The sequence below is a fragment of the Streptomyces sp. NPDC028910 genome (genome assembly GCF_055564955.1).
Window position 1 is genome coordinate 89,627 of sequence record NZ_JBVHVF010000020.1, and the last position, 23,003, is coordinate 112,629.

16 protein-coding genes are annotated in these 23,003 nt (G+C 74.4%); 8 read left to right on the top strand and 8 right to left on the bottom strand.

Annotated elements, in window-relative coordinates; genetic code table 11:
- The first annotated feature begins 1 nt into the window (after nucleotide 1).
- Together ACZ4TV_RS23670 and ACZ4TV_RS23675 are read left to right on the top strand one after the other, a co-directional pair.
- Nucleotides 2-1,165 (top strand): acyl-CoA dehydrogenase family protein, encoded by a 1,164-nt coding sequence (locus ACZ4TV_RS23670; RefSeq protein ID WP_468136754.1) that lies wholly within the window; start codon nucleotides 2-4, stop codon nucleotides 1,163-1,165.
- A gap of 14 nt (nucleotides 1,166-1,179) precedes the next feature.
- Nucleotides 1,180-2,025: an alpha/beta hydrolase family protein gene (locus tag ACZ4TV_RS23675; RefSeq protein WP_468136756.1), complete on the top strand. Its 846-nt coding sequence runs from the start codon at nucleotides 1,180-1,182 to the stop codon at nucleotides 2,023-2,025.
- A 78-nt stretch (nucleotides 2,026-2,103) separates the two neighbouring features.
- Here ACZ4TV_RS23675 and hypE read toward each other — a convergent pair whose 3' ends face one another.
- Nucleotides 2,104-3,051 carry a hydrogenase expression/formation protein HypE gene (hypE, locus tag ACZ4TV_RS23680; protein ID WP_468136757.1) on the bottom strand — a complete coding sequence of 316 codons (948 nt, stop codon included), beginning with the start codon at nucleotides 3,049-3,051 and terminating at the stop codon, nucleotides 2,104-2,106.
- Nucleotides 3,052-3,147: 96 nt separating this feature from the next.
- On the bottom strand, nucleotides 3,148-4,506 hold the full coding sequence (locus ACZ4TV_RS23685; protein ID WP_468136758.1) for an MFS transporter: 1,359 nt from the start codon (nucleotides 4,504-4,506) through the stop codon (nucleotides 3,148-3,150).
- A 271-nt stretch (nucleotides 4,507-4,777) separates the two neighbouring features.
- On the opposite strand from ACZ4TV_RS23685, the gene ACZ4TV_RS23690 reads away from it, so the two are divergent.
- The 4 genes from ACZ4TV_RS23690 to ACZ4TV_RS23705 are packed head-to-tail and all read left to right on the top strand — an operon-like array spanning nucleotide 4,778 to nucleotide 12,490.
- A complete protein-coding gene (locus ACZ4TV_RS23690; protein WP_468136760.1) occupies nucleotides 4,778-5,782 on the top strand; it encodes an AfsA-related hotdog domain-containing protein in 1,005 nt (334 codons plus the stop codon).
- A 5-nt stretch (nucleotides 5,783-5,787) separates the two neighbouring features.
- Complete coding sequence (locus ACZ4TV_RS23695; RefSeq protein WP_468136762.1) at nucleotides 5,788-8,520, top strand: AfsR/SARP family transcriptional regulator; 2,733 nt, start codon at nucleotides 5,788-5,790, stop codon at nucleotides 8,518-8,520.
- 32 nt (nucleotides 8,521-8,552) lie between these two features.
- Nucleotides 8,553-10,775 carry an ATP-binding protein gene (locus ACZ4TV_RS23700; protein WP_468136763.1) on the top strand — a complete coding sequence of 741 codons (2,223 nt, stop codon included), beginning with the start codon at nucleotides 8,553-8,555 and terminating at the stop codon, nucleotides 10,773-10,775.
- Nucleotides 10,766-12,490 carry an AMP-binding protein gene (locus ACZ4TV_RS23705; protein WP_468136765.1) on the top strand — a complete coding sequence of 575 codons (1,725 nt, stop codon included), beginning with the start codon at nucleotides 10,766-10,768 and terminating at the stop codon, nucleotides 12,488-12,490. The genes ACZ4TV_RS23700 and ACZ4TV_RS23705 overlap by 10 nt, the downstream gene beginning before the upstream one ends.
- Before the next feature lie 48 nt (nucleotides 12,491-12,538).
- On the opposite strand, the gene ACZ4TV_RS23710 is transcribed toward ACZ4TV_RS23705, so the two are convergent.
- The 3 genes from ACZ4TV_RS23710 to ACZ4TV_RS23720 all read right to left on the bottom strand — a co-directional run bounded on the left by ACZ4TV_RS23710 (nucleotide 12,539) and on the right by ACZ4TV_RS23720 (nucleotide 17,461).
- Entirely contained in the window at nucleotides 12,539-13,489 is a 951-nt protein-coding gene (locus ACZ4TV_RS23710; protein WP_468136766.1) for a polyprenyl synthetase family protein, read from the bottom strand.
- A 291-nt stretch (nucleotides 13,490-13,780) separates the two neighbouring features.
- On the bottom strand, nucleotides 13,781-16,519 hold the full coding sequence (locus ACZ4TV_RS23715; RefSeq protein WP_468136768.1) for a helix-turn-helix transcriptional regulator: 2,739 nt from the start codon (nucleotides 16,517-16,519) through the stop codon (nucleotides 13,781-13,783).
- 114 nt (nucleotides 16,520-16,633) lie between these two features.
- Nucleotides 16,634-17,461 (bottom strand): metallophosphoesterase family protein, encoded by an 828-nt coding sequence (locus ACZ4TV_RS23720; RefSeq protein ID WP_468136770.1) that lies wholly within the window; start codon nucleotides 17,459-17,461, stop codon nucleotides 16,634-16,636.
- 311 nt (nucleotides 17,462-17,772) lie between these two features.
- Between ACZ4TV_RS23720 and ACZ4TV_RS23725 the strand changes: the two genes are divergently transcribed.
- On the top strand, nucleotides 17,773-18,501 hold the full coding sequence (locus tag ACZ4TV_RS23725; protein ID WP_468136772.1) for a 4'-phosphopantetheinyl transferase family protein: 729 nt from the start codon (nucleotides 17,773-17,775) through the stop codon (nucleotides 18,499-18,501).
- Between the two features lie 395 nt (nucleotides 18,502-18,896).
- Nucleotides 18,897-19,934, top strand: a complete 1,038-nt coding sequence (locus ACZ4TV_RS23730; protein WP_468136774.1) for a hypothetical protein — start codon at nucleotides 18,897-18,899, stop codon at nucleotides 19,932-19,934.
- Between the two features lie 15 nt (nucleotides 19,935-19,949).
- On the opposite strand, the gene ACZ4TV_RS23735 is transcribed toward ACZ4TV_RS23730, so the two are convergent.
- From ACZ4TV_RS23735 to ACZ4TV_RS23745, 3 genes are read right to left on the bottom strand one after another with little or no spacing between them, the layout of a single operon-like run.
- Nucleotides 19,950-20,849, bottom strand: coding sequence for a 4'-phosphopantetheinyl transferase family protein (locus tag ACZ4TV_RS23735; RefSeq protein WP_468136776.1), 900 nt, complete (start codon nucleotides 20,847-20,849; stop codon nucleotides 19,950-19,952).
- Nucleotides 20,846-21,082, bottom strand: coding sequence for a phosphopantetheine-binding protein (locus ACZ4TV_RS23740; protein ID WP_468136777.1), 237 nt, complete (start codon nucleotides 21,080-21,082; stop codon nucleotides 20,846-20,848). Before ACZ4TV_RS23740 ends, ACZ4TV_RS23735 begins: the two co-directional genes overlap by 4 nt.
- On the bottom strand, nucleotides 21,069-23,003 hold the full coding sequence (locus tag ACZ4TV_RS23745) for an HAD-IIIC family phosphatase (protein ID WP_468136779.1): 1,935 nt from the start codon (nucleotides 23,001-23,003) through the stop codon (nucleotides 21,069-21,071). The genes ACZ4TV_RS23740 and ACZ4TV_RS23745 overlap by 14 nt, the downstream gene beginning before the upstream one ends.

Below are 23,003 nucleotides of genomic sequence, written 5' to 3' on the forward strand. Positions count from 1 at the left end.
GATGGTCGTGGAAGAATCGCGCAGTCGATCAGAGTGGAAGCAGACATTTCGCACCTTCGCCGATGAGGTGATGGCGCCGCACGTACGCCGCTACGACGAGGAGCGGGCGTTCCCCGTCGCGATCCACGAGCGGGCCGCCGCCGAGGGGATCCTCAACGCGGCCTTTCCGGAGGAGCTGGGCGGCGCCGGTCTCTCCTACACGGAGTTCGCCGAGGTCATCGGCGAGCTGTCGGCGGTCTGTCCGGGGATGACCTGGACGCTGGTGTTCAACCGCGGCGCGCTGCATCCCGTGGTCGCCGCCGGCACCCCCGAGCAGAAGGACCTCTTCGTCACCCGGCTGCTCAAGAACAACGGGTACGCGGCGCTGGGGCTCACCGAGCCGGAGAACGGTTCGAACCTGCTGGCGGCCACGACGCGCGCCGTGCGGACGGACTCGGGCTGGCTGCTCAACGGCGGCAAGTGCATGTCCGGGAACGGGACCGTCGCCGACGTGTTCCTCGTGCTGGCCAACACGGTCGTGGACAACCGCAAGCGCGGCCTGTCCTTCTTCGCCGTCCCGCGCGACGCTCCGGGGGTGAGCGTGAGCGAGGACATCGAGAAGGCGGCGTTCCGCTGCCTCCCCACGCCCTCGGTCACCTTCCGGGACGTGGCCCTGGAGCCGGTCAGCCTGATCGGGCGGGCCGGCGACGGCGAGATGCTGCTGAACGAGCTCCTCGCGACCATCCGCATCGGCGGTGCCGCGTGCGGGACGGGGATCGTGGCCGCCATGCTCCGGGACGCGCTGACGTGGGTGGCCGAGCGCCGGGTGTATCCGGACGACCGCATGGACACCCTGAGCCACGTGCAGTTGACGCTCGGGCGGCTGTACGTCGAGCTCTGCGGCGCCCGCAAGCTCCTGGAGGAGGCGACGGCCCTGGCCGACCGCGGGCTGCCCTTCGGCAAGGAGAGCTCCATGGCCAAGTACGCCGCGACGGAGCTCGCCGTGCGCGCTTCGAACGAGATACTCCAGCTCTACGGATGGCGGGGGATCGCCGCCGACTTCGGGGTGGAGAAGCGCTGGCGGGACGCGCGCGCCCTGACGATCTTCGAGGGTTCGAGCGAGATCCAGCTGTTGAACGTGTTCCGCGAAATGCGGAGGATGGCCACGAGCGAGGGAGGTCTGTAATTCCGTCCACCGAAGTGACCACGCGGACCGTGCGCGCCGAGGACGGCGCCACGGCTGACGTCCGGCTGTACCGGAGACCTGACGAGCCGTCGGCTCCGGTGCTGGTGTGCATGCCCGCCATGGGCACCAGGGCCGCCGCCTACACCCCCCTGGCGGACGCCCTCGCCGGGGCGGGGTTCCAGGTGGCCGTCGGTGAACTGAGGGGGCAGGGAACGAGCTCCGTACGCGTGCGGCGCGGAGTGCGCTACGGCTACCACGAGATCGTGGCGTACGACTTCCCCGCCCTGTTCCGTGCGGTCGGGGCCGCCTTCCCGGCGGCCCCGCGCTACCTCCTGGGGCACAGCCTCGGGGGGCAGCTCGGCACGCTCTACCTCAGCCAGGAACCGCACATGGCCGCGGGAGCGGTCCTGGTGGGAGCCCCTTCCTGCCACTACCGCGGGTGGCCCTTCCCGCAGAGCCTGGGGATGCTCGCCGGGTTCCACCTCGCGGCCGCGTTCTCCTCGGTGTACGGATACTTCCCCGGCCGGCGCATCGGAGTGCTGGGGAACGACTCCCCGCAGATCCTGCGGGACATGGCCACCCAGGTGAGGACGGGCCGGTACCACGTGCCGTCCTCGGAGGTGGACTTCGAGCCCTCGCTGGCCGAGCTGGAGCTGCCGGTGCTGGCGGTGGCCATCAAGGGCGACGCCATGGCCCCGCCGGGCGGGGTCCGGGGGCTCAGCGACAAGCTGACCAGCGCCCGGGTGACGCACTGGGAGCTCGTCCTCGGCGACGGCCCGCACGGCAGCCGGCACTACGGGTGGATCCGTGACAACGCCTCGCTCATCGACCGCGTACGGGCCTTCGTTGGCCAGGCCTGACGGGCCTGACGGGCCTGACCAAGCCTGACCCCGTGCCCGGCCCGTAGGGGCGTACGCCCGTACGGGCCGGGCACGGGGTCAGAGCAGGCGTTCGGGGACCGAGCCGGACGGGACGGTGCGCGTGTGGAGGCGGCCGTCCGGGGCCAGGAACTCGACGTCGCCCATGGGGTCGGACGTGACCTCGCCGACGACTGCGGCCTGGCGGCCGTAGGGGTGGGCGCGCAGCGCCGCCAGGACCCGCTCGGCGTGCTCCGGCGGGACGAACAGGCACAGGCAGCCGGCGCAGGCCGCGTCCAGGGGCGCCAGGCCGCGGGCGCCGAGGGCCACCCGGGCCTCGTACCGTACGGGCAGGGCGGCCTCCTCGACGCGCAGCGTCAGTCCGCGGCCCGCGGCGCACTGGCGCAGTACCTCCGCCAGGCCGCCCGCGACCACGGTCCGGGCGTGGCGGACGTCGGCGCTCACCGTCCGCAGCAGGCCCCCCAGGGGTGCGCAGTCGCTGGGTACGTGGTGCTCGTACCCGAGGCCGTCGCGCAGCGAGACCAGGTGGGCGGCGTGGCTGCCCAGCGGCCCGGTCACCACGATGCGGTCCCCCGGCCGGACCGCGTCGAGGTCCAGGGGCGCGCCGCCGCTCAGCACTCCGAACGCGGTCGCGGTGACGAAGACCCGGTCGGCCTCGCCGGCGCGGACCACCTGGGTGTCGACGGCGGCGATCGCGACCCCGGCCTCGGCGGCCGCGGCGCGGACCGACGCGGTCAGTCTGCGGACGAGCTCCAGCGGCAGCCCGGCCTCCAGCACGATGCCGAGGGCGACGTGCCGGGGTTCGGCGCCGGTGACGGCCAGTTCGTTGACGGCGCCGCAGACGGCGACCCGCCCGATGTCGCCGTTGCCGAAGAAGGGCGGATCGACGACGTACGTCCCGGTGCGCACGACGACGCTGTGGTCCGGGACGAGCTCCTCCTCGATCAGGGCCCGTACCCCCGGGCCGAAACCGACCTGGGCCGCGTCCCACCCCTGTGTGTACGTCACGCCATCCCCCGATGCCCGCGATTCATGATCGTCCCATCATCCCGCCCGTACGGGGTCCGGCATACCCGTGTCACCCGTACGGCGATGGATGAGGGGTCAGTAGGGGCGGCGGCCCGGGCGGTCGTATCCGCGCAGCAGTGCGACGGCGGCCGCGGTGGCCAGGGCCGGCAGGAGCGCGAAGCCGGCCAGCATGCCGAGCTCGGCGGTGGCCGTCTGCTCCGCGGCCCGGCCGGTGCCGGAGGAGACGTAGCCGGTGAGCTGGAGCACGACGCCGTAGAGGAAGGGGCCGAGGGCGACTCCCAGGCCCTCGCCGGTGGTGAACAGGCCGGACAGGACGCCCGCCTGGCGGCGCTCGGTGCGGGCGGTGTCACGGGCGATGCAGTCGGGCAGCATCGCGTACAGGAAGAGCAGCTGGCCCGCGTGGCCGGTGCCCGCGAGGGCCATGACGAGCAGTACCGCCCCGGTGGGCAGCAGCGGGGCCGCGAGGAGGAGCAGGCAGGCGCCGGCGAACAGCCCGGAGGAGAGCGCGTAGCCGCGGCGGCCGCGCAGCCGCGACCAGAGCGGAACGGTCAGCAGGTTGGGCGCGACGAAGGCGACGACCAGGGCGCCGACCCCGGCGGAGCCCTGCAGGACGTGGTCGGCGAAGTACGGCGCGCCCGCGAGGAGGACGCCGGTCGCGACGGACTGGACGATGGCGCACCGCAGCAGCGCCATGAAGGACGGGTTCGCGCGCGCGGCCGCGAACTGGCGGCGCAGGCTGGGCTCGCTCCGCGTGACGCGGTCGGACGGGCCGCCGCCGGCCGTGCCCGCGAAGACCCACAGCGCGCCGAGGGCGATGACCACCGCGCCGAAGACGCCCACCCAGCGGTGCCCGGCGAGGCCGCCGCCCCCCGCCTCGATGAGGGCGGGTGCGGCGGCGCCGGTGACGAGGGCGGCCACTCCGATGACCGCGACCCGCCCGCCGACCAGACGCATGCGGTCCTCGTCCCGGTCGGCGAGCTCGGCGGGCATGGCGACGTACGGCACCTGGAAGAAGGCGAACGCGGTGGCGGTGAGCAGGTATCCGGCCGCGGTGAACCAGGCGCCCGCGGTGCCCGGCAGCGGGCCCGCGAAGGTCAGGGCGAAGGCCAGGGCCATCACGAGCCCGCCGCACAGGACGTACGGGCGGCGGGCGCCCCAGCGGGTGCGGGTCCGGTCACTGGCCCGGCCGACCAGCGGGTTGATGAGCGCGTCCCACGCCTTGGGCACGAACACGATCGCGCCGGCCAGCGCGGCCCCCACTCCCAGGGTGTCCGTGAGGTACGGGAGCAGCAGCAGGCCCGGGAGCGTGGTGAAGGTACCGGTGACGAGCGATCCCGAGGCGTAGCCGAACCGGAGCCGGGCCGGCGGACCGGTAGGGGCTTGCGGTGGTGGCGGTCCTGCCGGTGCTGTCCGTACGGACCCTGTGGTGGCCATCGGGGCTCCCTTCCGGGATCGAGGAGAGCAGGAGGAGAGGTGCCAAGGCCCCGCCCGAAGGGTGGGGGACGTCCCGGGGGCGGGGCCTCGGCATCCACGTTCCGTGCTCCCGCATGGACGCCACTAAAGCCCCGGACAAAGCCCCGAAGGGGCCTGGCAGGGGTGCCCGCCTCGGCGGGACGAGTTCCTGCCATGCACCTTGCTGACACCGGCGCCGGCTGGCTGCCCGCTCCTGCCGCGCCGCACCATGGCGGCAGAGAAGGAGAGGGACATGACAGTCGACAACGGCACGACCTCGCCCCCCACCATCCATGGACATGCGACCGCGGGCACCCAGCACCTGATCCACCGTCCGCCCTCGCGGGCGTACTACGCCCTCGACGCACCCAGTCTGGGTGAGGAGAACTTCACCCTCGTCGGCGCGACTCCCGTCACTCACCCGCTCTTCAACGACGGCCCGGGGTACTTCCACGACCTGCAGATCGCGACCGAGACCGTGCGCGAGATCGGGGAGTTCGTCGGGCACCGCTACTTCGGCGTGCCGGAGGACCGGCCCGGCCTCTTCTACCGGTTCGCCCTCGACTTCACCGACCTCTCCGCCTGGCGTACGGACGCGGGCGCCGCCGGTCCCGTACCCCTGGCGACCCACATCAGGGCCCGTCCGGCGAACGTGGTGGCCGAGGTGCCGCGCGGTCTGGACTTCCACCTCCAGGTGACCATCGACGGCCGTCCGTGCGCGACGGGCGCGGCCGGTCTGGTCTTCCTCATGCCGAAGCTGTACCGCAAGCACGTGGAGCACTCCCGGCGGGCCCTGCAGGCCGCGCCCGAGATCGACGACGCGCCGGACGGGCCGCTGCGCCCGGTCGACTCCGCCGATGCGGGCCGCTACGCCCCCGAGAACATCGTGATCAGCGAACCGACCGACGTCTCGCGGGGCCGGCTCAGCACCTGGCTGCTCTCCACGCGGGTCAACCCCGTGTTCGACGGCGAGGACGGCCAGTACTCCGGCCTGCACCTGCTGGAGGCACTGCGCCAGACCTCGCTGCTCGCCGCGGGCCGCGCGCACGGGCTGGGCCCCGCGCGGAGCACGCTCGGTGCCTGCCAGGTGCACTTCCGCGGGCCTGCGGAGCGCGATCTGCCGCTGCGCTGCGTGGCGGTGGCCGGGCCGCTGGGGCGGGACGAGGAGGGGCGCCCGACCGTTCCGGTCACGCTCACCATGACCCAGCGCCGCCGTGCGGTGGCGGAGGCCCGTACCTCCGTGGTCCAGGACTACTGAGAACCATGCGCTTCGGGATTCTGGGCCCGCTGGAGGTCACCGGCGGTACGGGCCCCACGGACACCGGCCAGGTGACCTCGTACACCCCGCAGGCCGCCAAACTGCGGGTCGTCCTCGGCTCGTTGCTGGTCCGCGCCAACGAAGTCGTGTCGGTGCAGAGCCTCATCGACGAGCTCTGGCCGGACGCGCCGCCGCGCACCGCCACGACGACGCTCCAGGTGTACGTCTCCCACCTGCGCAAGACCCTGCAGAGCGCCGATCCGGAGCACGGCCGGCAGGCGCTGGTCACGCGCCGGCCGGGCTATCTGCTGCGGGTCGGCGCGGACACGCTCGACACCCTCGTCTTCGAGGCCCTCTCCCGGCGCGGCCACCAGGCCCTGCAGGAGGCGGACTTCGCCGCCGCCGCCGATCTGCAGCGGCGGGCGCTCGCGCTGTGGCGGGGTCCGGTGCTGTCGGACACTCCGCACGGGCCGGTGCTGGAGGGCGCCGCCGTGCGCCTGAGCGAGGCGCGCACCACCGCGCTCGACGAGCGCATCCGGGCCGAGCTGCACCTCGGGCTGCACCGCGAACTGGTCGCCGAGCTCCAGGAGCTGGTCGCCGAGCACCGGATGCACGAGGAGTTCCACACCCATCTGATGGTGGCGCTGTACCGGTGCGGGCGCCAGGCGGAGGCACTGCGGGTGTTCGCGCTGCTGCGCCGGACCCTCGTCGAGGAGCTCGGGATCGAGCCGGGCCCGTCGTCGAGCCGGCTCCAGCGACGCATCCTGGAGGGCGACCCGGCGCTGTCGCGCGCCCGGGGCGGGGCCAGGAACAGGACCGCGGCCAGGACCCGGCCGGGGACCGCGACCCCGGCCGTCGGGGCGCCGGGGCCGGCCGACCCGGGGCAGGGTTCGGGCCACGACGGCGAAGCGGCGGCGGGCGCGTACGACGAGGCCGCGCAGGACGCCGGCGACGGTTCCGGCACCGGCGGCTGGTCCCCGGCGGCCGGCGCACTGCCCGCCACCGACCCCTGCTTCACCGGCCGGGCGGAGGAACTCACCGAGCTGGAGCGGATGCTCCGCAGCGCCCCGGCGGGCGGCTGCGTCGCCGTGACGGGCATGCCGGGCACCGGCAAGACGGCGCTGGCGGTCGAGGCCGCGCGCCGGGTGGCGGACGCCTTCCCCGACGGGCAGCTCTTCCTCGGCCTGCGGGACGGCGCCGGGAGCCCGCCGGACGGGGGGCGGACCCTCGACCGGCTGGTGCGCGCCTCCGGCCGCCCGATCGGCTCCGCGCAGGGCCTCGCGGCGGGTCCCCGGGTGCTGCTGGTGCTGGACGACGTCACCTACGAGACCCAGGTGCGGGCCCTGCTGCCCGCGGTGCCCGGCGCCGTGGTGCTGATCACCGCGCGCCGCGTGCCCGCCGGGCTGCCCGGACTGCGGTCGGTGGTGCTCGGGCCGTGGCGTCCCGAGGAGTCCCGGCGGCTCGTCGGGCTGTTCACCGGGCGCGCCGGGACCCGTGCGGGGACGCGGGGCGGTACTGGCGTCCTCGATCCCGGCCCGGGCCTCGACCCCGACACCGTCGCCGAGATCGCCGAACTGTGCGGACGGCTTCCGCTCGCCGTACGGACCGCGGCCGCGCAGCTCGCGGCCCGGCCGCACTGGACGGCCGCCACCCTGGCGGACCGGCTGCGGGACGAGCACGGGCGCCTGGACGCGCTGCGCACCGGCGACGTGGACGTACGGGCGCGCCTCCTGGAGCTGTACGCGACGTGCCCCGACGCCCAGCGGCGGGACTTCCGGCTGCTGTCCCTGCTGCCGCCCGGCCGCTTCGGGGCCCGGCAGGCCGCGGCCGCGCTGGACGTGAGCGAACCGCGGGCCTCGGCGGCTCTGGAGGCCCTGGCCGACGAGCGGCTGGTGGCGGCGGACCGGGACGGCTGGCACCTCCCGGAGCTGCTGCGGCTGCTGGCCGTGGAACGGCTGGCCCTGGAGGAGCCGCCCGAGGTGGCGCGTGCGGCGGCCGAACGCGTGTGCCGGGCGTACGCGGACGCCGCCGCGGAGCCGGGTCACGTATCGGACTCCGGCGCGCGCGGGCTCCTGCGCCTGGCCCGGACCGCCCACGACGCCGGGCTGTGGGCGCTGACCGTACGGCTGACGGACGCGCTGGCCGGGTGGGTGCAGGACGAGGGCGAGGCCGCGTACACGCTGGCCCTGGACGCCGCCGAGCGGTGCGCGGACCGCTCGGCCCAGGCGCGGATGCTGCGTTCGCTCGGTGATCTCGCCTGGCAGTACCGGCGCGTGGAACGGGCGCACGAGCTGTTCGCCGGAGCCCTGGCGCTCGCCCGGGAGGCGCAGGACGAGGAGGAGGCGGCGCGCTCCCTGGTCGGGCTGGCCGAACTGCGGCTGGACGCCGGGGAGTCGGCGGAGGCCGCCGCCCTGCTGGAGTCCGCCCTCGCCGCCCTGTCGGCGCCCGGCCGTACGCGGGGCCGGTACGAGGCGAGCCGCGCACGGGCGCTGCTGGCGCTGGCTCAGGACGGGCCGGAGACCGCCCGGGCCTGGTTCGGCGAGTGCCTGGAGCTGGCGGGCGCGCTGCGCGACCAGCGGCTGGAGGTGTACGCGTTGCGCTCGCTGCGCGCGCTGAGCACGCCGCCGTCGGGCTCGGGCTCCGGCTTCGGCTCCGGCTTCGGCTCCGGCTCCGCGTCGCGCGCCGTGGAGATCCGCCCGGGGCTCTGGCGGATCCACCCGGCCGGTGTCGGCTCATGAACGCGAGCCAGTCTCCCGACGTACGGAGAACCATGCCGGTATCGCTCGGCCCGCAGACGGAACTCGTCGGCCGGGAGCTCGAAGCCGCCCTGCTGCGGGAGCGGCTGCGGGACCCGTCGGTGCGGCTGGTGACGGTGACCGGGCGGGCCGGCGTGGGCAAGAGCCGGCTGGCCCTGGAGGTCGTACGGGAGATCGGCGCGGAGTTCGCCGCGGTGGAGGTGCGGGACGCCGCGGCGCCCCCCGCGGATCCGGCCCGGCCCGAGCGGCCCGGCCGGATCCTGCTGGTGCTCGACGGCTGCGATCACGAGTCGCGCCGGGCGGCCGCCGAGGCCGTGGAGGCACTCGCCGGTGATCCGCGCGTGGTGGTGCTGGCCACCGCCGTGGAGCCGCTCGGGGTGTACGGGGAACAGCTGCTGCCCCTGGCCCCGTTGCCGGTCCCCGGGCCGCGGCGGGGTCCGGCCGGCGGCGCCGCCGATCCGCACGAGGTGCAGGAGGCGGCGTCGGTCGCGCTGTTCGTGCGCCGGGCCCGGGACGCCGACCCGTCCTTCGCTCTCACCCTGGAGAACGCCGGGGCCGTCGCCGAGATCTGCACGCTGCTGGGCGGTCTGCCGCTCGCCGTCGAACTCGCCGCTGGGCGGCTGCGGCTCTTTCCCCCGCACCTGCTGCCGGCCCGGCTCCGCGGCCGTACGACCATCCTGTCGGGCGGTCCGGCGAACGCGCCCGAGCGGCACCGCTCGCTCGCCGCGCTCGCCGAGTGGAGCTGCCGCGGCCTGGACGCCCCGGCCCGCGCCCTGCTGGGGCGGCTCTCGGTGTACGAGCCCGGCTTCGGCCTGTCGGCGGCGGGGCTGTCGGCCGAGGCGGCCGTCGAGACGCTGCTGGACCGCGGTCTGCTCGCCGTGGTGGGTGAGGAGCAGGGGGAGCTGCGGCTGGCCGTGCCGGAGCCCGTACGCTCCCACGCGCGCGCCGGGCTGGCGGATTCGGGCCATGAGGCCGCGGCCCTGGACGCGCACGCGGAGCGCTACCGGCTGCTGGTGACCGCCGCGCTGCCGGGACTTCAGGGGACCGAACAGGACCGGCTCCTGCGGGAGTTGGAGGCCGAGGGAGCGAACGTGACGGCCGCCCTGCGGCGGCTGCGCGAGCAGGGCGAGCACGAGGCGGTCGCCGCCCTGGTGCTCGGCTGCCGCGTCCCCTGGCTGACGCAGGGGCGGCTGCGGGAGGGCCTGGAGTGGTGCGACGACACCACCGAGGCCGGTGGGCCCGCGCTGCCGGAGGCCGTGCGGGCCCGACTCGCCGATGCGTCCGGCGTGTTCGCGCTCGCCCTGGGCGATCCGCAGGAGGCCGTACGCCGCCACCGGCACGCGCTCGCTCTGGGCAAGGGCGTCGGCGACCGCCGGCAGAACGCGCTCGCCTCCGCCCATCTCGGTGCGGCCCTGCTGAAGGCCGGTGATCCGCCGGGCGCGCGGGCCGTACTGGTGAGCGCGCTCCACGCGCTGGAGTCGATGGGCGTCACCGGCGGCGCGGCCGCGGCGGCGGCCTCGCTCGCCGCCGTCCTGCGCGCCGAGGGCGACCGGCGCAAGGCGCAGGAGCTGCTGGACCGGGCCGTGGAGGCGTTCCGGCGGATCCGGGACGGGCGGGGCCTCGCGGGCGCCCTGCGGACCGCGGCCGCGCTCGCCCTGGAGGGCGACGAGCCGGACCGGGCCGACCGGGCGCTGCGGGAGAGCCTGCGGCTGTACGGGGCCATCGGCGAACGGACCGAACTACCCGGCGTGCTGGAGGAGTTCTCCCTGTTGCTGCTCCGCACCGCTTCCGCGCAGCGGCCGCGTACGGTGCGCCTGCTCGCGGCGGCCGACACCGTGCGCGGCGAGACGGGGGCCGAGGTGCCGGAGGAGTGGCGGTCCGCGGCCGAACGGGCCCGTACGGAGCTGAGCGCGCGCCTCGACTGGACCGACTTCGCCGTGGCCTGGGCGGAGGGCGTCCGGATGACCGCGCCCGCGGCGGTGACGGAGGCCCTGTCGACGCCCGCGCCCTCGCGCCGCCCGGCGGCCGGACCGGCCGCCGCCGCCGAGGCGCAGTCGCTCACGCCGCGGCAGGTCCAGGTGGCCCTGCTGGTCTCCGAAGGCATGACGAATCGTCAGATCGCGGCCAAGCTGGACATCTCGGAGTGGACCGTGGTCAACCACGTCCGCCAGGTGATGCGCCGCCTCGGGTGCACCTCGCGCGTGCAGGTCGCCGGGGCGGTGGGCCGATGGGCCTGACGGGCTCCCCCGCGCGCGGTACGGCGGGCCGCCCCGGGCGCACGCCCAGCCGCCCCCTGGACCTGGTCCCGCCCGCCGAGGTCGCGGACCGGTTCCGGGCCGCCGGGTGGTGGCGCCCGGAGACCTTCCTCGACGACCTGTACCGTACGGCCGCCCGCGCGCCCGAGCGCCCCGCGATCGTCTCGGAGCGCGCCCACCGGCCCGCCGACCGGCGGCGCGTCACGATCACCTACGCCCAGCTCGCCACGTACGTCGACCGGTTCGCCGGCGCCCTGTCCTCGCTCGGGGTCGCACCGGGCGATCCGGTCGCCTACCAGCTGCCGAACTGGTGGGAGACCGCCGCGCTCACCCTCGCCTGCCTGCGGGTCGGCGCGGTCGTGGTGCCCGTCCTGCCGACCGTACGGGCCCACGGACTGCACCGGATCCTCGACGGCACCCGGGCACGCGTCTGTGTGGTGCCCGACGTCTGGGAGGGTTTCGCCCACGCCGAGGCCCTCGCGGACCTGGCCGAGCGGCTGCCGTGGCTGCGCCACCGGGTCGTCCTGGGCGACGCCGCGGCGACCGGGGCGGTCGACTTCGCCGCGTACTTCCGGCGCACCGCGCACGAACGCACCGAGGCGGGCCTGCGCAGCCGGCCCCGCGCCGGGCAGGCCGACCGGCCCGCCCTGCTGATCAGCGTCATGGGGCTGCGGGACGCGTACACCTCGGTGCTGCACTCCCCCAACACCCTGTACGCCAACATCTCCGCCCAGAGCGGACCCGACGGCCCCGGGCGGCGGCCGGGCGAGGTCTTCCTCAGCACGCTGCCGCTCACCTCGCTGGCCTCCCTGATCTACAGCGTGTGCTGGCCGCTGGCCGTCGGCGGGACGGGGGTCTACCAGGACGTGTGGGATCCGGGCCGGTGCCTGGACCTGATGGCGGCCGCCGGGGTGGACCAGGTCTACGCCGAGCCGGCCTACCTCACCGAGCTCGTCACGGCGCAGCGCCGCCGCCCCCGGGACACGCGGCGGCTGCGGCTGGTGCTGTCGGGGGGCCGCACCAGCACGCCGGCGCCGCTCGCCGCCGAACTGCGCGAGGTGTTCGGCGTACCGGTGCTCTCCGTCTGGGGGGCGCCCGAGCTGGGCATGGGCGCGCTCTCCGGGGAAGCGCCGGAAGGGGGTGACGGCGTCCGCCCGTTGCGGGGGCTGGAGGTGTCGGCCGCGCACGCGACGTCGGCGCTCGAGGTGCGCGGCCCGTCGGTGTGCCTGGCCACCTGGCGCCACGGCGCTCCCGCGCCGGTGGCCACCTGGGAGCACGGGGACGGCTGGCTCGACACCGGGGACCTGGCGGCGGCCGGCCTGGACGGCGCGATACGGGTCCTGGCCCGGGCCGGGACGCGGACCGGCGCGATCTTCATGGTGCCGGTCGCCGAGGTGGAGGAACGGCTGCTGACCCATTCCCGGGTGCGCGAGGCGGCAGTGGTCGCCTACACCGACCCCGAGCACGGGGAGTTGCCCTGCGCCGTCGTGGTCCCGACCGCCCAGGACAGACCGCCGGGGCCGGCCGAGCTGCGCGAGCACCTCGCCTCCCTGGGCGTCGCGGAGGCCTTCCTGCCCACGCGGCTGGAGATCGTCGGTGCGCTGCCGCGCGACGACCGCGGCCAGGTCCGCCGCGACGCCCTGCGGAGCTGGCTGACCCGCCTGCGCCCCGGCGCGCCCCGGCCCGCTCCGGACTGAGCGGCGGACCGGCGGACCGGCGGACCGGCGACGGGCCCGGCCGGCCGGCTAGCCGGCGATCTCGCGGGCGAGCGCCGAGAGTTCCTCGCGCCACCGGGGGGTGATCCGGGCCCCGGCCACGGCTCCGTCCGCGCGGGCCACGAGTGCGGCGATCGTCTCCTCGGCCCTCTCCCGCGCCTGGGCGTCGAAGAACACGTCGCGCAGGAACTGGGCGTCGCCGTCGTAGCCGGGGCCGCCGGACAGGAAGCCGCGGATCCGCCAGGCGGCGTGCAGCGCCAGGGCGTACTCCTCGTAGGCGTCGCACAGATCGTCCCGTCCCGCGAGCGCGGCGCCGATCAGCAGCGAGTGGCGCAGCCCGTACCAGCCCGCGCCGCAGCCGCTGCCGCAGCCGTCGAGGCACTGCCCCGGCCAGGCGTCGTCGAGGTACTCGGTGGCCGCGGCGGCCTCCATGTGGGCGCCGATCGCCCGTTCGACGCGCAGGTCGTCCCACAACCGCCGGGCCTCGTACGGAAGCCGGATCGCCAGCCGGTCCCCGTAGGCGAGGGCGAGGTCCCCCGCGAGCACGGCGGTGCCCTCCCCGAACCGGCGCGGTTCGCCCCGCCAGCCGTTACGCTCGTGCTCGGCGGCGTGGCTGATGTGCAGGGTCGGGATGCCCCGGCGCAGCGGCGCGTTGTCCCGTACGTCCGCACGGATCACCGTGCAGGTGTCGAGGAGTTCGAGTGCGGCGGCCGCGGCCACGGCGTCCTCGTCGTCCGGGTCGCCGCCCGCGGCGAGATAGCCGGTGAGGCAGATGGCGGGGCGGACCCGTTCGCCGCCGGCCTGGACGAGCTCCGCCAGGCCCATCACCAGGACGGCGCTGCGCGGGTCGGACGTACGTCGGTCGCGGTGTTCTTCGGCGAACAGCCGGGCGAGGCGTTTCTCGACCCGGTCGAGCATGGCGTCGCGTACCTGTCCGGGCGTCGCGGTACGCCACGGCTGGTCGTGTGTGGGTGTGGTCATGGTGCCCTCCCTGCGGGCTGCGTCCTCATGACCGACTTTCCCCGACGCACAGCGCGAAAGCCACCGAAGGGCGATCGGAAGCGGGATCCGGGGGTGACGCGGAGGCGCGGAACGCCAGTTGTCTGCCAGAAAGGGGCGGGGCGGGTCGGGCTTGCCATGACCTTGCCATTGCGGCCCCGCCCGGCCCCGTCCCGCCCGGCCCCCGTCGCCCCGGCTCGCCCCGCCTCGCCCTGCCCCTTCAGCCTCTCGGTCCCCTGCGGCCTCTCAAGCCTCTGCAGAGGTCTGCGGACCTCAGACCAGCTCTGCGGCGCCCAGCTGGAGGTCGACCGGAAGCCCCTGCCGGCCGGGGATGTTCAGCTTGCGGTAGACACGGGTCAGGTGCTGCTCCACCGTGCTCACCGTGATGAAGAGCTTCTTCGCGATCTCGCGGTTCGTGTGGCCGTGCACCGCGAGGACGGCCACCCGCCGCTCCGACTCGCTGAGGCTCGCCACCAGACCGGCGTCCGGCGCCGGGGCCGCGTCCACCGCGTCGGCCTCGTCACCGGTGTGACCGGTGTGACCCGTGTGAGCGGGGAGGATCTTCTCGCACAGTGCCCCGGCCCCGCACTCCTTCGCCACGTGCCAGGCCCTGCGGTTGACCATGGCCGCCCGCGCGGGTTCGCCCACCTCGCGCAGCACCTGCCCGAAGTCACCCAGGGCGCGGGCCAGTTCGTACTGGTCCCCCGACCGCTGCAGCTCGTCGACGGCCTTGGCCAGCATCGCCTGCCGCTCCTTCGGCTCGCGCAGGGAGGCCCGCAGGCGCAGTGACATGCCGCGCACCCACGGATCGGCGGCGTCCCGCGTGGTGAGCTGGTCCGCGAGGAACCGCTCCGCCTGGTGTGCTTCGCCGAGCCGCAGCAGGGCCTGCGCCGCGTCCGCCCGCCAGGGAAGGACCCGCGGCCGGTCCAGGCCCCAGCGCTTCATGTGGCGGCCGATGTCCAGGAAGTCGCCCAGGGCCGCGTGGAACCGGCTGGTCGCCAGCGCGTGGTGGCCCCTGGCGCGCAGATATCCCAGTAGGTGGACGCTCCCCGCCAGCTGCGCGGGGACGGGCCGGCTCAGTGCGGCCGCCGCCTCCTCGGGCCGGCCCATGGCCGTGCGGGCCCGGACCAGGGTGCCCGTCACCGCGCTCAGCAGGATGCTGCCGCCGCGCGCCGGCGCCGCCTTCAGGACCTCCTCGGCGGTTTCCGCGGCGCCGGTGAGGTCGCCCAGCCGCAACCGCGCCTCGGCGAGCAGACCGGCGAACACGACCCACCAGCCGGTGGCCGCGCGCCGGGTGGCCTGGCGGACGAACTCCTCGCACCAGGGCAGGGCGCGGGCCGCGCCGTCCAGGTACAGCAGGGTGCGCAGTGCCTGCGCCACCGGTTCCACCGTGCCCTCGGTGAGCGTGGCGCCCCGGAGGAACAGTTCGGCGGCCTGGGCGGCCGCGCTCTCCTCCGCCTCCACCGGGAGCGCCCACAGGGCCGCCGGGTGGACCCCGGTGCCGACCGGGCGGCCGGCCGGGTGCGGCCCGGCCTCGGCCGGTGTGCCGCGGCGGCCGGAGGCCGCCCACCGGGGGAACGCCGAGAGGCCGTCCAGCGGGTCCCCCGGGACGCCGCCGCCGCGTCCGTCGTCGGCCGCCAGCCGCTCCAGTACGTCGATCGACTCGTCGATGCGGCCCTGGGCGGCCAGCGCCCGGGCCAGCGGGCCGAGGGCGTGCGGGCCCAGCTTCCCCGCGCCCGCGGCCGCCAGGGGCGCGGCGAGGTGCTGTTCGGCCGCGGCCGGGTCGGTGCGCCCCTCGACGGCACTGAGCCTGATGCTCACCTCGGCGCGGAGCCCGTCGTCCGGGCACGCCTCGTGGGCGAGCCGCAGCAGCGCCACGGCCTGTTCGAGGGATCCGTCGGCGACGTGCTGATCGGCGGCGGAGCGCAGGACGGGCAGGGCCCATTCCTCACGGGTGTGCCGTGCGGCGAGGAGCTGCCCGGCGACCGCGGTGTCGGGCGCCCCCGACGCGCGGGCCAGCAGGGCGGCTTCCCGGTGCAGTGCCGACCTGGCGGCCGGGTCCATCCGGTCGAGTACGGCGGCCCGCGCGGCCGGGTGGCGCAGCCCGCGCGCGCCGTCGGGGGCGAGCAGGCCGGCGGCGTCCAGCGCGGCGAGGGCCCGGACCGCGGCCGCTTCGGCGGTCCCGGTCAGCCGTGCGACGTGCGCGGCCGTCGCCTGGTCGTCGAGTACGGCGATCGCCTCGGCCAGTTCGGCGGTGGCGCGGCCGCAGCGGTGCAGGCAGGCGAGCACGGCCTGGGCGTAAGCGTCGCCGGGCCGGACCTGCGGATCCTGGAGCAGGGCCCGCAGCAGCAGCGGGTTTCCGCCGCTGATCTCGTACAGCCGGTCGGCCTGCGCCTCGGTGTGGTCGGCCAGCACGGCGCGGACCGCCTCGGGTGCGAGCCGCTGGAGGCGCAGGCGTACGAAGCGGGGCAGCCGCAGCAGTTCGGTGCGCAGCATCGGGTCGTCGGCACGTTCGTGCGCGGACTCGGCGAGCACCAGCAGGACCCCGGCCCGGCGGGTTCCGCGGGCGAGGTGCAGCAGGTAGCGGCTGGACAGCTCGTCGACGTGGTGCAGGTCGTCGACGCAGATCACCACCGGTGCGCCGGCGCCCAGTTCACGGACGGCCGCGGCGAAGGCGCGCATGGCCTCGATCCGCCCCGCCTCCCGCGGCGGCGGCGGGGCGGGCAGCGCACCGGCCGGGGCGTCCGCGGCCAACTGGCGCAGCACGCCCAGCTGGTGGTCCCGTTCGGCCGGGGCGGCGAGGGCGCGCAGGACGACGGCGCCACGGGTCTCGGCGTATCCGGCTGCCGTCTCCAGGAATTCGCTCTTTCCGCAGCCGACCGCGCCTTCGACGAGAAGCAGTCCGGAATTTCCTTCTACGCAGCCGTCGAGCAGCGTTTCCAAAAGAGACAGTTCCTCGGCACGGCGGAACGACACCATAAGAGTCCCCCAGGGTCCCCGTTCCGCGCGCATTCGGAAAGTAAATGCGAGCACGGAAAAGGAATGTTCGAGCAGTGATCGAGCGAGAATTCAGGAACAGTCTAGGGGCGGAATCCTCGGACCACGGTGTCCGGAAGTTGCCAGGCATCAATCCCCGCGGCGGCCGGCGGGGAAGATGCGGCGCGGGACATCGCGCGGGTGGCCGGGGGTCTGCCACTCGCGGGGATAGCCGACGGAGACCTCCTCGAAGCGCACGCCGTCGTACCAGGTGGTGCGCGGGATGTGCAGGTGGCCGTAGACGACGGCTGCGGCCCGGAAACGGGTGTGCCAGTCGGCGGTGAGCTCGGTGCCGCACCACTGGGCGAACTCTGGGTGCCGCAGGATCCGGGTGGGGTCGCGCACCAGCGGGAAGTGGTTGACGAGCACCGTGCGCAGGTCGGGGTCGCACGCGGCCAGTCGCTCCTCGGTGGCCGCGACCCGGGCCCGGCACCAGGCCTCGCGGGAGGCGTGGGGGTCGGCGTGCAGCATGAACTCGTCGGTGCACACCACTCCGGCCTCGTACGCCTGCTCCAGCGCCTGCTCCTTGGTGGCCGCCGTCGGCGTGCGGAAGCTGTAGTCGTACAGCAGGAAGAGGGGAGCCACGACGAGCGGTCCGCCGGGCCCCGACCAGACGGGGTAGGGGTCCTCCGGAGTGTGCACGCCGAAGGAGCGGCAGATCTCGATCAGCCGCCGGTAGCGCGCCTCTCCGCGCAGCGGGTGCGGATCGTCACCCACGGTCCACAGCTCGTGGTTTCCGGGCGCCCAGACCACGGTGGCGTAGCGCCGGGTGAGCAGGTCGAGCACCCATCGGAGATCGTCGAGTGACTCGCTCACGTCGCCGGCCACGATGAGCCAGTCGGCGGGACTGTCGGGATAGAGCTCCTCGACGATCCGGCGGTTCTCCGGGAATCCGACATGGAGGTCACTGATACCCATGAGGTTTCCGTGCGGCATTCCGTGAGTGTGGACGGCCGGCCGTTCGATGAACACCCCTTCCATACCCCTCAATTGACGATGACGAACCCCTGTTCGGGCGCATGGCAGGGAGATGGCAATGCCGGCGGGGCGACTGCCAGCGTCCGGGCAGAGGGTGTACCGGCGGGTACGGCGGATGGCAGCAGCCTGGGAGAGAACCGGCCCTGTCCCGGGCCGGTGGGCCTGACCTGCGCCTTCGTTCCTGGTCCTGGCGGCGCGGCGGCCCGAGCGTGGGAGCTGTCCGACCGAAACAGCGACCCGAGGGAACCGCCGTGCTCACAAAGCTCCTGCCCGCGAACGTCGCGACCGCCGAAGCGACCACCGACCCTGCCGACGTCTTCCTCTACCCCGAGGAGGAGCAGCTGATCCGTAACGCCGTACTCAAGCGGCGTCTGGAGTTCGGCACCGTCAGGTGGTGCGCCCGTCGCGCCATGGGAAAGCTGGGACTGCCCCCGGCTCCCGTGGTGCCGGGTTGGCGGGGTGCTCCCCAGTGGGCGCCCTCGGTCGTGGGATCCATGACCCACTGCGCCGGCTTCCGGGGCGTGGCGCTCGCCCGTAGCGCCGAGTTCGCCTCCGTGGGAGTCGACGCGGAGCCGAACGCCCCCATGCCGGAAGGACTGGTCGAGGCGATAGCGCTGCCCGAGGAGCTCGACCACATCCAGGACTTGGAGCGGGCGGTGCCCGAGGTCGCGTGGGACCGGCTGCTCTTCAGCGTCAAGGAGGCCGTCTACAAGACCTGGTTCCCGCTGACGAGCCAGGAGCTCGACTTCACCGACGCGCGGGTGACCATCGACGCGGAGCGCCGGACCTTCCACGCCCGGCTGCTGCCGGATCCCGAAACGCTCTCCCCGGCCGGGCCGACCGCGTTCAGCGGCCGCTGGTCGGCGGAGAACGGCGTACTGCTGAGTGCCATAGCGGTGCCGGCTTCCCGGCCGGCCGCCCCGGGCGCTCCGGTACGGCGAAGCGCTCCCCGCATCTGCCGTGCGGGGAGCGCTTCGTGAACCGGTCTAGCGCTGGTCTCCGGTCACGTCCACTGGTCGTCTTCGGGTGTGGCGCCCGGTACCGGCGGGGTGGTGTCCCCTTCATCGAGGAGGGAGGCGATCTCTGACCGAGCCGACGCGTCCGACACCACCGGGCCCGACATGGATTGAACTCCAACCACCAGTACCACACTCGCTACCGCAGTCAAGCAAATCGAAGAGACCTTAACGGAAACTGTTCTCACGACTTCCCCCAGTCGAAGATCGAGATCCACTCCACCCGCACCGCCGGACACTTCCGGCTCGGTGGGTCCGGGTGATGCGGACAGCCTGCTTGATCTCGATCAGCCCCGCCAAGGGCGCTACGTTGGCGTAAAGTTACGTGGCAGCAATTACACCGATCAGCGGGGGCTGACATGTTCACAGGGGAGGGCTCGGATTCGGGGTTCGCCGAGCTGGACGACATCAGCGCCACCGCGTACGGCCTCGCGGTCGAGAGCGGCCGCTTCGTACGCGAGCAGATAGCCGAGCAGCTGTCTCTGAGCCCCGAGGAAATCGCGCGGGTGGAGCAGGTGCTGCGCGGAGTCCGTCTGTTGCAGTCCATGCCGGGAAACCCCGGCGAACTGACCCCCGTGACACCCGATGTGGCGGCCGCCTCCCTGGTGGGGCCCGCCGAACGGCACATCCGCGACCTCCAGCAGGCGGTCACCGACGTGCGGGCGAAGCTGCTGTCCCTGACACCCCTGTACTTCGAGGGGCGCCGGCTGCGCAACCGCCTGGAGGCCTTCGACGTCATCACCGACGTCTCCCGGATCCAGGCGATGCTCAACCACCTGACCCAGAGCTGCACGAGCGAGATGCTCACCGTCCAGCCCGGTGGTGCGCGCCCGGCCCACGCCCTCGCGCAGGCCCGGGAATCGGCGCTGTCCACTCTCGGCCGCGGCGTCCAGATCCGGACCATCTATCAGCACACCGCCCGGAACGACCTGCCCACCCGCTCGTACGTCCGCGAGGTCACCGAGCAGGGCGCGGAGATCCGTACCGCCGACGAAGTGATCGACCGGATGATCATCTACGACCGTGAGGTGGTCTTCCTGCCCGAGCGCTCCGGCGGCGACGGCACGCCCGGGGCGGCGATCGTCCGCGAGCCCACGCTCGTGGCGTTCCTGTGCTCCGTCTTCGAGTACCTGTGGGACGGCGCGTCCCCGTACGTCGTGGAGTCCCAGCGGTCCCCCGCTTCCTCCGACGAGCTCAAGTCGTCGATCATCCGGTTGATGACCAAGGGCTACAAGGACGAGATGGTCGCCCGTCGGCTCGGCATGTCCGTGCGCACCTGCCGCCGCCACATCGCCGAGATCACCGAGGAGCTGGAGGCCACCAGCCGCTTCCAGGCCGGCTACAACGCCGCCCGGCAGGAAATGCTGTCCGGGGGGTCGGCGCCTTCCTTATCGTGATCCCGGCGACGTGGTTCACCGGCCGGCGCCCTCGTCGTGCGCCGTCTCGTCGTGCGCCGTCTCGTCGTGCGCCGTCTCGTCGAGTGCCTCCGTGATCGCGTCCACGCAGTCCTGATCGAGCATCGTCGTGACATGGGCGTCCTGGAGCCGGCCGAAGCCGGCGTCGTACACCGCGGCACTGACGACGTAACCGTCCGCGACGGGGAACGTGCGGAAGATCCACTCGTCCCCGGTCCCCGCGGTCCCGTCCGGCCGCTGGACCCGCACGGCCCTGCCGTCCGGACCGAAACCGAACTCCGTGAACCGGAACTGCATGCCCTGGCCGATGGCCTTGCTGTAGGCCTCCTTGAGGGTCCACAGCCGCACGAGGGCGTCGTTGCGTTCCGCCTCCGGCATCCCGGACAGCAGCACCGACTCGTACGGCGTGCAGATGTGCCGGCCCAATCCGCTGCCGTGCATCTCGCGGTCGGCGCGCTCCGCGTCCACCCCGATGAGGCCACAGGTGGTCAGGCCCACGAGCAGCAGGTCCTCGGTATGGCTGAGGCTGATGTCGATCTGGTCGCAGCCGCGCAGGTACGGGCGTCCGGTCGGCCCGTAGGCCAGTTCCAAGTCCGCGGGATCACTGTCGAGCACCGCGCCCGCCGCGTACTTCAGCAGCATCCGCGAGGCGATGTAGCGGTCGCGCACATCGGCGTGCGTCAGGTCGAGAAAGCGCGTCCAGTCGCGGCCGAGCAGCTCGCGCAGCCCGCCGCCGGACGGCACGCGCGGCTCCAGGTCCCTCAGCCAGGCATAGACCAGGGCGGTCCCGTGGGTGGCGAGGTCGTCCCTGACCCGGTCCCACGAGTCGCCTCCCGGCACCACGGCGACGGGCGCACCGAGCGGTGGGCCGAGCGAGGGGCTGCCCGGGGCAGTCATCCGTACTCCTTCACGAGTGTGTGGATCTCCCGGAGGCTGTGTGCCTCCAGCAGGCGGTGCACCGGTACCCGGTGGCCGGACTCCTCCAGGAGAGCCACCAGCCGGAGCAGGTTGAGTGAATCCCAGCCGGGCAGGTCCACCAGAGCGGTGTCCGCGCCCGCGGGAATCCCGATGTCCAGGCCGATGTCGTCGCGGACGGTCCGCAGGAACACGTCGAGGCTATCGAGGCTCATCGGCCGTTCTTCCCCCAGGGGTTTCGGTGATGCGCACGTGCGCGGGTACGTCCGGCACCCGCGCCAGGTCGTGGTGGAACTCCACCGGTTCGTTCCCCGCCCCGCCGGGCCCCACCTCCGCGAAGCCGCAGGACGGGTAGAAGTCACGGGCGCGGTGGTTGCGGGCGGTGGGCACGTACCGGGCGGTCACCGCGGACAGCCCGAGCTCGCGCGCCCGGGCCAGCAGCACCGCGAGGCAGGCCTGTTCGACCCCGCGGGCGAGCACCCGGCAGCTGAGCCACATGTTGTCCAGCCGCAGTACATCCTCGGTGATGGTCCCGAGCACGGCCCCGACCAGGCCGTTGTCGCCGAACCGGTCCGCGCTGCGGGCGGCCAGCAGCAGCCGCCGCTCCGGGTCGGCCGCCAGCGCCTCCAGCTCGGACTCCGAGTGGCCCCCGCCGGTCAGGTTGAACTGGTTGGTGCGCAAGGTCAGTTGGGACATGCGGGCGAACTCGTGGCGCCGGGGCGGGCCGAGCTCGACCCTGACCTCCAGGGCCCGCAGGAACTCCTCGTGCGAACCGGAACCGGCGGCCAGCGCCCTGCGCTCGCGCTGCCGGTGGTACTCACCGGTCCTGGCCCGGTCCTCGTCGGTCAGCCGCAGGGTGTCGAACCAGCCGTCGGCCAGCAGCCGGGTCACGTGGAGCGCCGGTTCCCCGTCGAGCGCTACGACGGCCACCTCGGGCGCGCCGAGCCGCACCCGGGCCCGCTCGGCGGGTGAGTCGTCGGCGAAGACGAGGGCGTCGAGTCCGAGGTCCAGCGCTCGGGCGATGTCGGCGAGATTGCCGTCCTTGGGCTGCCAGTTGGCGTTGATCCGTACGAAGTCACCCTCGCGCAGCACCAGATCGGGATGGGAGCCGAGCGCCTCACGCACCGGCCCCTCGTCGTTCTTGCTGCTCACCGCGAGGAGCACGCCCTGGGAGCCGAGCTGTTTGACGCACTTCTGGAAGGCGCCGAAGGCCTCTCCGCGCAGGGTGCCGGCCGCCGCGATGCCCTCGGGTCCCTCCTCGCCGAGCACCCCGTCCCACAGGGTGTCGTCGAGGTCGAGCACCAGGCACTTGCGGACCGTTCCGCGCACCGCGCGGGCCAGGTGGCCGATCTCGCGGGCGTAGGCCGCGAGGAGTTCCGCACCGAGCTGGACCTTGGCGTGGCGGGCCAGGCGCGGGTCGGTGACCGGCCCGCCCTCGCCGACCAATGGTTCCAGGTCGATCACCACGAGCCGAGTGGCGGACTCGGTGAGCCGCAGCAGACGGGCGTTGAACTCCCGCCACACGGCTCCGAGCAGGGCCCGGGAGCGGTGGTCGACGAGCTGCTGGCTGTAGGCGCGCGGCAGCGGGACGGTGTTGAGCACCAGGGTCCCGGGGGCCGCGTCCACCAGCGCGGCGCATCGGCTCAGTACCTCCTCCCCCGCGCGCTCCACGTCCTCGACCCGCCATACGGCGGGGACCTGCGAGAACACGGTCTCGGCGTCCAGCAGGCACAGGGTGAGCTCCGGTGCGGCCGCCCACAGCTCGCTGCCGGAGTCGGTCAGGTCGCGCAGGTACGTGCCGTGCTCGCCCAGCACGGGCCGGAGCAGCATGCCGTGGCGGGCCAGTTCGCCCCGGAGGGGATCGACGACGTGGCCCACCGTGGACTGGCCGGTGATCGCCACCGTCACGACGGGGGTCCGCGGATGGTGGGCCAGCACGGCCTCGGCGTCGAGTCCGGCGAGCAGCCGGCCGACGGCCGCCGACGACGTGGCCCCGGCCGCGACCCCGGCCGTGGCCCCCGCCGCGGCGCCGCCCGGCCCGCTCTCGTCCGCGAGCAGCGCCGGCACCCGGTCGTACGCCTTCTCCAGCAGACCCTGCGCGCGCAGTTCGCGCAGCCGGTCCAGTCCCGTCGTCAT

Excerpts from the sequence above, each read along its gene's own strand:
- ACZ4TV_RS23670 (WP_468136754.1), top strand. The coding sequence starts at position 2 with ATGGTCGTGGAAGAATCGCGCAGTCGATCAGAGTGGAAGCAGACATTT.
- ACZ4TV_RS23685 (WP_468136758.1), bottom strand. The coding sequence starts at position 4,506 with ATGGCCACCACAGGGTCCGTACGGACAGCACCGGCAGGACCGCCACCA.
- ACZ4TV_RS23690 (WP_468136760.1), top strand. The coding sequence starts at position 4,778 with ATGACAGTCGACAACGGCACGACCTCGCCCCCCACCATCCATGGACAT.
- ACZ4TV_RS23695 (WP_468136762.1), top strand. The coding sequence starts at position 5,788 with ATGCGCTTCGGGATTCTGGGCCCGCTGGAGGTCACCGGCGGTACGGGC.
- ACZ4TV_RS23700 (WP_468136763.1), top strand. The coding sequence starts at position 8,553 with ATGCCGGTATCGCTCGGCCCGCAGACGGAACTCGTCGGCCGGGAGCTC.
- ACZ4TV_RS23705 (WP_468136765.1), top strand. The coding sequence starts at position 10,766 with ATGGGCCTGACGGGCTCCCCCGCGCGCGGTACGGCGGGCCGCCCCGGG.
- ACZ4TV_RS23710 (WP_468136766.1), bottom strand. The coding sequence starts at position 13,489 with ATGACCACACCCACACACGACCAGCCGTGGCGTACCGCGACGCCCGGA.
- ACZ4TV_RS23715 (WP_468136768.1), bottom strand. The coding sequence starts at position 16,519 with ATGCGCGCGGAACGGGGACCCTGGGGGACTCTTATGGTGTCGTTCCGC.
- ACZ4TV_RS23720 (WP_468136770.1), bottom strand. The coding sequence starts at position 17,461 with ATGGGTATCAGTGACCTCCATGTCGGATTCCCGGAGAACCGCCGGATC.
- ACZ4TV_RS23730 (WP_468136774.1), top strand. The coding sequence starts at position 18,897 with ATGTTCACAGGGGAGGGCTCGGATTCGGGGTTCGCCGAGCTGGACGAC.
- ACZ4TV_RS23735 (WP_468136776.1), bottom strand. The coding sequence starts at position 20,849 with ATGACTGCCCCGGGCAGCCCCTCGCTCGGCCCACCGCTCGGTGCGCCC.
- ACZ4TV_RS23740 (WP_468136777.1), bottom strand. The coding sequence starts at position 21,082 with ATGAGCCTCGATAGCCTCGACGTGTTCCTGCGGACCGTCCGCGACGAC.
- ACZ4TV_RS23745 (WP_468136779.1), bottom strand. The coding sequence starts at position 23,003 with ATGACGACGGGACTGGACCGGCTGCGCGAACTGCGCGCGCAGGGTCTG.